Raw genomic sequence first — 10,908 nt, 5'->3', positions numbered from 1 at the left:
ACCTGAAGCGCCTCCTTATCCAGCATGGCTTCGGCAAGCAGCTTCTTGAGCCTGGCGTTCTCTTCCTCAAGCGACTTCAGGCGTTTAACCTCGGGCACCTCCATACCGCCATACTTCTTACGCCAGGTGTAAAAGGTTGCGTCAGAAATAGCATGCTTACGGCAAAGCTCACGGGCGGAAATGCCAGCCTCGGCCTCGCGGAGAATACTGATGATCTGTTCGTCAGAAAAACGCTTCTTCATGGGGATGTCCTCACGTTGCTGATGAAGACATTACTAACATCGTCGTGTGTTAATCAATGGGGAGCAGGTCAGACCACCAAGCAAAATGTCAAGCTGACCCTGCTTGATGCCCTGAAACTTCATCATAGAGCCAATATCAACATCATTGATGTCTTGGGAAAACACCTGAGTTTGTGCGCCAAGCTTCTCAACAAGGCTGTGGTAATAAGTATCAGAGGCTTGCTTATCAAGTTCAATTGCTGCTTGAACATCAATGCCAACCTCGAAGGCTGCTAGCGAAAAACCTCCCGCACCAGCAAATAAATCAATAGCTTTCAATTTAATCTTACTCAGACTTTTTAAGTTTTGATGCCAGCATTATACGCAACATTTGTATCAGATACCCCCAGTTAATGTTACCAGTGGAAAATCGTGTGATCCGTGTTATCTATATGATATCAAAAGAACGAAACACCCTTTACTGCGACTAGCAACAGGGTTGATACATAGTTTCTATGTACATGGGATGGCTGGTTAATGCATCAGTTACTTTTTAATCGTTGAAACTGCGTGGCTTACAGAACAAAAAAACAACAGCAATATGACATTTAGAGAGGATGTATGGACGAAATAGAGCATTTTACCGATGATCGGCACAAAGCCTGGTGTATCCATTGCGGTTCACCCATCATTGACCGTCATACCAACAGAGATCACGTCCCGACAAAAGGTTTACTAGAAAGACCTCTGCCACCCCATGTACCACAAGTCGAAGTATGCAAGGAATGTAATACCGGCTTCTCATTGGATGAAGAGTACTTCGTTACTTTTCTAAGTTGTGTACAGGCAGGAAGCGCAGACCCTTCCGCGCAGAGAAACCCCAAAATCGGGAGGGCTCTTATACGTAATCCATCCCTGTCCGCTCGACTAGAGGCAGCTAAGCAGATTACTGCGGATGAATATGGCAGACAGCAGATCCTTTGGCTACCGGAGATAGAACGCATACATCGGGTTATTTTGAAGAATGCCAGAGGCCATGCTTTCTACGAGTATGGAGAGCCGATGTTGGACGACCCTGTATCTGTAAGTGCCGTTCCACTAATTTCGATGAATCATGAGCAACGTAGTAATTTCGAAGAAGCTGGCGGCCCATTTACTTGCTGGCCAGAAGTTGGAAGTAGAATGATGACTCGGGTCATGACAGGTCAAGACTTAGATGATGGCTGGGTTAATGTTCAAGATGACATTTATCGATACGTGGTATTTCAACAAGGAATATTGACCGTCCGCTCAGTCATACATAACTATCTCGCAACTGAGGTAATTTGGGAATAAAGGCGTAATGGACACATATTTATCTTTTTATACAGTTTATGGTCTTACAAAGGCGGATACCCACTTACCGAACCATCACGCATATGAAAGTGAGTACATAAGTGACTATAAATTTATAAAACTTTAAATACAATCAATTAAATCATAAAGATAAATAACAAGTCACGGTTCAACGTCTAAATAAGTTTTGTTGTCTTATGAGGTGTCAGAACATCTCATAGAACTTAAAAAAAACTATAAAATCCACGCAATTGCGTGGATTTTTCATTATTCTTAAAATCCTTCAGGCAACCGCTAAACGTGGTGCATCGACTGTTGCAGCTGAAGCCCGGCGGACGACTAGCTGAACTGCGCGGTGAACCATTCCGGCAACGCGCATGAACGCTCGTCGGGCACATGTTATTCCTCTTCCCTCTCATTGAAAGCGGCACTGGTTATCAATATTGTAATCATCATATTCATGAAAACCTGACGGCGGATAGCCCTCATCAAACGTCAGATTCTGCTGGGTGTACGGGTGCTTCAAGTTTGAATTGGCGTACCTGTGGCAGGGCAAGAATAAAAGCCGAAAACATCAAGCCCAATGTAGCGATAAATATCGCTTCGCGCGGTGAACGCACTTGTGCTAAGTAACCACTGGCCAAAGCCCCTAAAGGAATGGTCATACAGAATAAAACTCGCAAAGAAGCGATAACTTTACCAAGCAGATGAGAGGGGATAACTATTTGATTAATAGAAACATTAATGACATTAAAAACAGTTTGTCCTAAGCCAAAGAAAAAAAACGCTATGCCTATCGCAAAGACAACCCATTCCACTGGCTGTAACAGACTCAAAATGAGGCCCCAAACACCGGTTATTGCTACCCCAAATAACAGTGAATTACCGTAGCCAAATTTTTTTATCATCACAGGTATTAGTGATGCCCCCACCAATACGCCAATGGCGCCAGGGATGAAAACCAGACTAAGCATAATGGGTGATATATTGAGTTGATTTACCGCGTAAAAGATAAATATCGTGTAGATCAGCGCGTAGCAGAAATTCCACACTGCACCGCTGAAAGTAATAATTCTTAACAGGGGTGTTTTAAAAACAAATTGATAGCCTGTATAAACTGAACTTAATCTACTGTTCCTTTTTTCTTTCACTATCTCAATTTTTATCTTTTTCAATAACAATAAAAACAGTGACGACAAAAGAAAGAAAATAACATTAAAAAAAAGAGCATCCGCAGCAGAGAATAACTTTATCATGCAACCCGCGATAACAGGCCCAAGTAATTCTGATAAAGAATTTGCACTTGCCAACTTAGCATTGCACTGAACAATTTCTGAAGGTTTAAATAATCCGGGGAGCAGTTTACGATATGAAACATCAAAAAATAGCTTTCCAGATCCCAAGAGAAACGCAGAAATAAATAAAGTAAAAAAACCCGCCTGTGAAAAACAAAACAAAACAAAGATACAAATTAATATCAGAGCACGAAAAACCTCACTAAATATCATGATTTTAAGCGGGTTGTGGCGATCGATAAAAATTCCTGAAAAAATACCCAATAGAATAGGTGCCATCTGTTCTGAAAAAACAAGGTATCCCATCTGAATGGGCGTTATATGCAATTGTGTGATGGCAAAAATTGGTAAAGCGAAGAGTGATATTTCAGTACCAATCTGGGTAAAAATTTGAGAGAACCATAATTTACTGAATGTTCTATTTCTCCAAAGTGGTAAATTTTCTCTCATCGCCATCCCCGGTAACTATAGTTATAAACTCACGCTTTCATGGCCCATTCACTATCAAAAACCCGATAATGAAATTCATTACTTGTGCTTCCTTTGAAAAAGTCCGCATCTTTTAATTCGTTAATTTTTTTTAGTTTCAATGATTCCACTAAACCAATTGAGGCCAGATTACGTGTGTCGATCAATGCATCAACATGGGATAATGTGTAATTGTTAAATAAAAAATCTATCAACATGCGTACGCACTGTTTTGCCACACCTTTTTTTTGATATTTGCTAAACACATGGTAAGCAATATATGCCCATCCTTGATCAACCATAACGGTCGCCTGGACATATCCCATATAGTCGCCACTCTGACGATTAATAATAACCCAATTTAGCCATATTTCGCTCTGACCTGAAGAGTGACGCTGAGATATTCTCTCATATCGTGCCGCCAACTCTTCAACGCTTACTGGCGGGTTGGTGGGTATAAACCTATAATCAGCATCAACACATAACCCCTCATACATTTTTTGGGCGTGTGACTTATTCAACGGTTCCAGAATATATAAATCCGACATCATAGTCTCAATTACTTTAACATTCACCGTGCAAACTCCATTAGACCAAACATCAAGGCTGTGAACAGGGATTTCATAACAGCGCTATCTTTGCTCTCCAGTAAAGCGTAAGATAAATAGCCGTCATTTTTGTTAACGGCATCAAATATGGTCAGGTCCACGCTCACTGATAACCTGCCCTTAATGAAAAAAACATACCGCTTCCCCTTAGAGAATATAATATTAGTCAAGGTGCCATCACTTAACCGAAGTTTGTTCCCTTCCTGAAAACTCTGCAGCCAGCTGGTTTCGTTTCTGGATAGCAAATGCTCCCCCAAAAGTAAAAAATCAACATCTTCATTATGCCTGAAGAATGTTATCGCATCCTCAGCATTATCGATGATAGGCTCACCACCTCCATTAAGAGAAGTGTTGACTAATACAGGATACCCGGTTGCATCGTTAAAACTCGACATAATATCATAAAGCACAGGATCAGTGCTTCTTAACAATGTTTGCGCACGCGTAGAGCGATCGGGGTGAGCCAGCGCCTTTAGTGCATGAACATGATCCTCCTTGATATAATGGACGTAGTTCATATACGGACTGACCGTCGGGCCATTGAAAAAATCATTGATTTTATCTTGCTGGATAATCGGAGCAACCGGTCGCCAATCTTGTCTGTTTTTAATTTTATTCAGTCTGATCTTAGACTCTTCCAACAGTGGAGAAGCAAGTAAACTACGACCGCCTAATGCTCTTGGCCCAAATTCAGCACGTCCTGCGCAGCGGGCTATTATTTTTCCATCTTGTAATAACCTGGCAATATCCTCTGGCGTCTGCCTGCCGTTATCAGTTATGAACATGTCATGATGATCCAGTGCACGCATAATCTCAGGTTCGAGAATATCTGTGCCTAACCGGTCCGTATTGTATTTGTCTTGATATTCTAAATGCGGTGCTTCCCATATTCTTTGACCAAAAAAAGCACAACCTATAGAAATTCCTGCATCATGCGGAGAACCCGGGAAGTAACAGCTTTCAAATATACCACTATCAAAAATAGCAGAATTAGACAGTATGTTCAGAAACACGCCGCCAGCCGCACAGAACTTATTTGATTTACCGATTTTTTTGCTTCTTTCTGCATAAGAGAGTAGCGCACTTTGTAACGTGTTTTGCGTTAACTTAGCCAAAGGGATATTTCTGATTGGGTCACCGTTAATGGAAAATCGTTCCTGCCAGCCGTTGTGAAATGTTATATGACCATCAACATCCGTCATCAATTCATTGAATTGATTTGTTTCATTTTCCGTATGCGTATCCAATGAGGCTAATGCCATTAACTGACCATGCGCATTTTCGCTACCAAATATGCTCCTTGCGACATTATCATATAAACTTGCTGCATTCTGCACGAAAACATCCGGGGTCGGATGCGGAGTACAAAATTCTCGCTCAAGTAGTGAATAACCTTTTTCATCGAAAGAATATATTGATAGACATTCTGTCTGTAAGACCATACCCCCCCTGGCTTTATTGTCAGTTATATGATGGTAATAGTCTGAAAATGGCATCACAAAATCTTGCCCGGACTCCGTGGACGACCCCGCTAAATCCACAACTAAAACACTCGCGTCCGGGTAACCTGAACAACCAAATGCTGACATAGCATGCGCCAGGTGGTGAGAAATAACTTTATGCCGTTTATCCCACGGGTCAAACAAATTAAATCCCGATTGTACAAGAGGATGTCTTAAACCTATTCCACCCGGCGCAACAGACTGTAGTGATGAGATGATATCTGTAACATCTTTCAACTCTACACCCGCGAGATTCAGACATTGATGAATCGGTAACTCATTATTAAAAAAAGGCCGACCATCATATTTTCTTCGAGTTACTCTTTCCTGTTGCATAGCCGCCATCAGTACTCCATCAATAACAACAGCACAGGAAGAATGATGACCCAGATGAATACCTAATGTAACTTTTTTCATATTGTGATCTGCCATTTTTTATCGAGTATTATTAATAATCAAATACCTAAAGGATGGAATCCAAATGTCAAAATTGAAACCTTTTCATTTTCTTTTATATGTTCTCGCCCATGCGTGATGCTGCCAGCAAACATAATAACCAATTCCCCTGGCTTGAGATTAATCCGTTCAGGTTCAGAGTGAGAAGGAAAGACGACAAGACAGGAACCTGTTTCATCCGGGTTAGTATGTTCAAGCATCAATAAGACATTAAGTGAAAAAATGTCCGTATCGATATGCGGATCAATTCCCTGGCCGGCTTTATCGTAGTAGATAAAGCTTGCTATTCCTGTTGGTAAAACCTCACCTGCATGCAAACGTACAAATTCTGTCAGTTCTGTTGATTTAGAAAACTCATCAGCGATAGGTGCGCCGCATCCCAGAAAATGGTCCTTATTATCCACCGCGTCTTTTCTTATGCTTCTGGCTTCATGCTGCAGAGACTGTAACAGTTCATCCGTCATGAACTCTGGACGCCCACGGTAAGCGATGCCATTAGGCGATATTCTGTTGCTGTAAGGCTGCAGTTTTGCCAGACAGTCAGTGACTGTGTTAAACGCATCCGTTTCTTCCTTATCGATTGGAACATTAAAATCAGGTGATAAACCACCCGCCGCCAATCCCAATAAGAGCTTATAGTTAGCCTGTTCAGCTTCTGATAAAGTGGAGTTAAAGGCCTTTAGTTTATCCACAATACTTTCAACATGTTCGCTCATATTTATTGCACCATTCTGTTTAAGTTATACGGGTTGAAATCCAAATGCGACGATTCTCACTTCTTCGTTTTCTTTCATTCGTTCTCTTGAATGCAAAATACTATCAGCAAACAATATAATTAACTCTCCTGGTTTCAGATAAATACGAACGGGATCCTGATCGGTAGGATAAAGCACCAACGCAGAAGGGGAAGAATCAGACTGATGGTCCAGCATCATTATGACATTCATTGGGAATTCGGCATTATCTATATGCGGATCGATACCCATGCCTTCTTCATTATAATAAAGGTAATTTGTTTTTCCTGTTGGTATAACATTCCCCGCATATTTTTTTACCAGATCAATGAGCTGTTCAGAAAACGCTACCTGACGTGCAACCACACCGCCACTGGATACTAAATGGTCATCAAACCGCTGCGACAAAGGATAAACATCCCTGGATTCTTTATTCAGCGCAAGAAACAGTTCTTCCGATAAAAAATCCGGCCGACCTCTCCAGGCGATGCCATTTACAGTGACCCGATCATGATGTGGTTGTAATTCTGCTAACGACTGTAGCGTCGCCTTCAACGCCAGGTTTTCAATACCTTGTTTATCACTTTTACCTAATAACCCCCCACAGGCAAGCGATAGGAGCAATTTATAATGCTCCCTTTCCTGCTCAGATAATGTATCTTTAAAAGCATTCAGGCTATTATTTATACCTGTTAGTTCAGATGTATTCATCATGCCAAAGCCTCAGAAAAATATATAGCGGAGTACCAAAGCAGCACCGCTATATATTTCATTATTTAAGGGCCATTTAATTAATGGACGTCAAGCTCATCGGACAGAGCGATAATATCCTCTCTCACCTTAACACTTGCAGCGGCTGAGATAGGCTTTATATAGCTAAACTTATCTTCTGATTGATTTGACTGTTGAAGTGATGAAAGGTGGGTTCCCGCTGACTTGATGATCTTTGAGAATACCTCGCCCTCTTCTTCTGAAAGCGTTTCTTTCAACATTTTCAGTTTATCTCTTAATGTTGAAAAAGAAGCTTCGAGTTCCTTGCTGGTAAGTTGAGATGTATAAATGTTGTTTGTTTCCACTAAATACCTCCAATTACTTTTTATCAAGGATGCGCATTTCTGCACGAGGATTAGATGTACACGGTACATGTCATCTAAACTTAACATTGAATTAAGGAGCAATAAAAAATGAATTAGTGGTGCTGAATATGCTTTAAAACTTAAAGTATAAATATGTTGCATCAATAGGTTAACGTTCTACATTCAACAGAATGTAATATTATTTATACATAATGATAACACTTAATTGAATGTATTTTAACACTTCAGAAATAGCAAATATTTATTTAATATATTTCCAATATATCTCGAATATATCGCAGGGGATGATACCAACCTACTGATTTAACGCATAATGGCGATCTTAACGCGCATCTGAAAGCGTCATGCATAACAGCAAAGTTACCGTTGGTCATCAACACTACCTGTACTACCAAAGTCCTGCCGGGGACAACGTCAGTCCCGATGTCCACCTAAAATCCAGGCGGTTGCGTGTATTGTGGTTTTCATCAACATGCGGTGAATGGGTTAAAGCTCCGCAAGGATGGCATAATGCGTTCTCATGTAAGTGACATTAGAACATCTTATGCTCACTCCAGTGCTCACTGATAAAAGCCCCTGCGCCAGCCCGCCGTAATTGTGTTATTGGTAATAATACTGTACGGATAATATTAACTTTATTTATATTTAATATATTCTCCTCAAGGGATTCTGCTAAATTACTGGTGCCCGGCGCACTACGCTGAATCTATGTTTATTGATGTTAATCATCTTTGTACGAAGCAATTTCTATTTTTTAACTTTTATCGAGGTTATCTAATGATGTACGCTCGTGCTGATCGTCAATATGATCTCTCCAAACTTTAGGTAGTAAATGTTTTGCTCTGCGCATTATGTTAAGCAGGAGGTGCTTATGTTGCCTGGCGAACTGGTTATAAAATTAAATCAGCATATGAATATGGAATTTCGTGCTGCAAGCGTTTACATTGCAAAGAGTTCGTGGCTAATTGAAAATGAGCAGACAGAGATTGCACAACAGTTCAGATTGCTGGCTCAGACATCCATTACAGCAACATTGAAGTTTTATGAGTTTCTCACTCATAACCACAGCGCCCCTTTTCTGAACACCGATATTCCCTCAATAAATGAAGCAGGCCACGAGTGGCAAACTGTCGCCAAAGCGCTATTTTTCGACTTTAACCAGCGAACAGACAGTCTCTCATTGTTGGAAAGACTTGCGGTGACCCATGCGAATTTACCCACGAGCGTTTTCCTTATACGCGTCCGAGAGGTTCATCAGGATGAGGCGCAATCACTGCGGGCGATACTGAAAGAGATCAATATGAATGATGCTGTTACACCAGATTATGCGGATTATGATCTTTTAAGGATTGATTAGCCGCAACGCCAGCGTTCCTGGACTGAACCTCCATAGCATTGCGGCAGAGTTGACGGCGCGCCCGGCAGACAAGACGCGCCAACCTTTGTCAGAACGTTTCCCAGTCGTTTTCACTGCCTTCTGCTTTTTGAACTGGAGTGCCGCCTTTACTTACGGGCGCAGAAGATGGCTGCTTCGTTGAGTATGACTTGCCGCCGAGATCAAAAACAGCGATGGTTTTGGCTAAATGCTGGGCTTCCATTTCCAGCGCTTCCGCACTGGTTGAGGCTTCCTGCACCAGAACAGCGTTCTGTTGCGTCACACCATCCATTTCGTTCATGGCTAACCCTATCTGGCTTATCCCCCGACTCTGCTCATCAGAGGCAATGGATATTTCCCCCATCAGCGCGTTCACCTGCGTTACTGAATGGATGATGGTTTCCATTGCCTCACCGGCCGTCGTCACCAGTTCTGAACCGGCTTTAACACGGGAGACCGATTCACTGATCAGTGCTTCGATTTCTTTCGCCGCCTGCGCGCTCCGCTGCGCCAGAGAGCGAACCTCGCTGGCAACTACGGCAAAACCGCGCCCTTGTTCGCCGGCCCGTGCGGCCTCCACTGCCGCGTTGAGCGCCAGGATGTTAGTCTGGAATGAGATACTGTTAATTACCCCTGTAATATCAGATATTTTCCGCGAGCTATCTGAAATACTCTCCATGGTGTCCACCACCTTGCCCGTCAGAGCGCCCCCCTCTTTGGCGATATTCTGTGTCTCTTCGGAGAGCTTTCTGGCCTGCTGAACGTTTTCAGCGTTATTTTTCACGGTGGAGGTCAACTCTTCCATACTGGCGGACGTCTGTTGTAATGCAGCGGCCTGCTGATCAGTTCGCGCCGACAATTGCTCATTCCCTTCACGGATACGACTGGTGCTGGCATACAAGCTGGAGGAAGTATCCTGAATCGCGGATACCGTTTCGCGCAGGCTATTCTGCATGCTACGGATATAGGGAATTAACTGACCGGCGCAGTTACGACCAAAATCGTTAATCTCCACATGCAGTTTGCCCGCTTTCAATACCTCAAGATGATTTTTGATGTAATTAAGCGGCGTCGTCAGGAACGTTACCAGGTAACGATCTGTCAGGAAAAGCGTAATAATCCCCGCCACCAGAGCACTGAGCAGTATGATTCGGTTTTGTGCAATGGATTCATTTGCCCGATCCAGCATGACGTTGGATTGAATCGCTTTTGTATATTTTTCCGCTGTTTCACCGAACTTAACGCTTAATGGCGGATACGTGCTGCGGAAAATCTGTCGGAACTGATCCTGCTGGTTGTTGCGGGCGGCATCAAGCATGGGTGTAATGGCGGAGAGCAATGCTTCCCAGTCGTTGATCATCGCCGCAGAGAGATCAGGACTGACATCAACATGCTGGGCATTGCGAAACTGAGTGAGCATCTCCTGGCTGATTTTTAACGCTTTCTCAGAAGAAGCAAACGTTTTCGCAGCATCGTCAACTTTACCGTCCTGCTGGAAATCCATCGCCCTCAGCATACGTGTTACCGAGCGGAAATATTGATCATTACCTTTGACCAGCAGAGCATACGTCGCTTTTTGCTGAGAGCTGTTTTCCAGCAGCGTCTGCGTATCTGAAAAATTTTTCAGTGTTAATCCCGTGGCTACCCCCCAAATCAAGGTAAAAATCGATAAAATAATCAATAACATCTTTCTTATGGTGATATCTTTAAGCAGTTTCATTCTTCACTCCAGGCTGCAGTATGATGGTCATATTCTTATTGTTAAACGCATAAAGCGGGTCTTATTGCTTGTGGGAACTGAAAAACACATTTATAAA

General features: G+C 42.5%; 11 protein-coding genes. 2 read left to right on the top strand and 9 right to left on the bottom strand.

All coding sequences use genetic code 11. The features are described from left to right. Both GA0061071_RS14260 and GA0061071_RS14255 read right to left on the bottom strand, forming a co-directional pair. On the bottom strand, window positions 1-242 hold a 242-nt coding region (locus GA0061071_RS14260; protein ID WP_139109665.1), incomplete at its 3' end, for a transposase. Between the two features lie 33 nt (window positions 243-275). Next, window positions 276-560: a DNA cytosine methyltransferase gene (locus tag GA0061071_RS14255; protein ID WP_245191427.1), complete on the bottom strand. Its 285-nt coding sequence runs from the start codon at window positions 558-560 to the stop codon at window positions 276-278. A gap of 282 nt (window positions 561-842) precedes the next feature. Between GA0061071_RS14255 and GA0061071_RS14250 the strand changes: the two genes are divergently transcribed. After that, complete coding sequence (locus tag GA0061071_RS14250) at window positions 843-1,556, top strand: hypothetical protein (RefSeq protein WP_088237853.1); 714 nt, start codon at window positions 843-845, stop codon at window positions 1,554-1,556. A gap of 488 nt (window positions 1,557-2,044) precedes the next feature. Here the strand turns inward: GA0061071_RS14250 and GA0061071_RS14245 are convergent, their stop codons facing one another. From GA0061071_RS14245 to GA0061071_RS14220, 6 genes are all read right to left on the bottom strand, one after another. Beyond that, entirely contained in the window at window positions 2,045-3,301 is a 1,257-nt protein-coding gene (locus GA0061071_RS14245; protein ID WP_167352653.1) for an MFS transporter, read from the bottom strand. Between the two features lie 29 nt (window positions 3,302-3,330). Then, complete coding sequence (locus GA0061071_RS14240) at window positions 3,331-3,894, bottom strand: GNAT family N-acetyltransferase (protein WP_245191426.1); 564 nt, start codon at window positions 3,892-3,894, stop codon at window positions 3,331-3,333. Next, window positions 3,891-5,861, bottom strand: a complete 1,971-nt coding sequence (locus GA0061071_RS14235) for a carbamoyltransferase C-terminal domain-containing protein (protein WP_088237855.1) — start codon at window positions 5,859-5,861, stop codon at window positions 3,891-3,893. The genes GA0061071_RS14240 and GA0061071_RS14235 overlap by 4 nt, the downstream gene beginning before the upstream one ends. A 23-nt stretch (window positions 5,862-5,884) precedes the next feature. Then, window positions 5,885-6,601, bottom strand: coding sequence for a 2OG-Fe(II) oxygenase (locus tag GA0061071_RS14230; protein ID WP_061496342.1), 717 nt, complete (start codon window positions 6,599-6,601; stop codon window positions 5,885-5,887). A 24-nt stretch (window positions 6,602-6,625) separates the two neighbouring features. Further along, window positions 6,626-7,333, bottom strand: a complete 708-nt coding sequence (locus GA0061071_RS14225) for a 2OG-Fe(II) oxygenase (protein WP_088237856.1) — start codon at window positions 7,331-7,333, stop codon at window positions 6,626-6,628. Window positions 7,334-7,410: 77 nt separating this feature from the next. After that, a complete protein-coding gene (locus GA0061071_RS14220; RefSeq protein ID WP_134318094.1) occupies window positions 7,411-7,695 on the bottom strand; it encodes a hypothetical protein in 285 nt (94 codons plus the stop codon). A gap of 892 nt (window positions 7,696-8,587) precedes the next feature. Between GA0061071_RS14220 and GA0061071_RS14215 the strand changes: the two genes are divergently transcribed. Continuing rightward, window positions 8,588-9,073, top strand: coding sequence for a ferritin-like domain-containing protein (locus GA0061071_RS14215; protein WP_167352651.1), 486 nt, complete (start codon window positions 8,588-8,590; stop codon window positions 9,071-9,073). 88 nt (window positions 9,074-9,161) lie between these two features. On the opposite strand, the gene GA0061071_RS14210 is transcribed toward GA0061071_RS14215, so the two are convergent. Continuing rightward, a complete protein-coding gene (locus tag GA0061071_RS14210; protein ID WP_088237858.1) occupies window positions 9,162-10,811 on the bottom strand; it encodes a methyl-accepting chemotaxis protein in 1,650 nt (549 codons plus the stop codon). Window positions 10,812-10,908: the final 97 nt, after the last annotated feature.

Source organism: Kosakonia oryzendophytica, assembly GCF_900094925.1.
GTDB classification, from domain to species: Bacteria; Pseudomonadota; Gammaproteobacteria; order Enterobacterales; family Enterobacteriaceae; genus Kosakonia; species Kosakonia oryzendophytica.
Note: the sequence above shows the minus strand (reverse complement) of the source record. Positions and strands in the feature narration are given on the sequence as shown.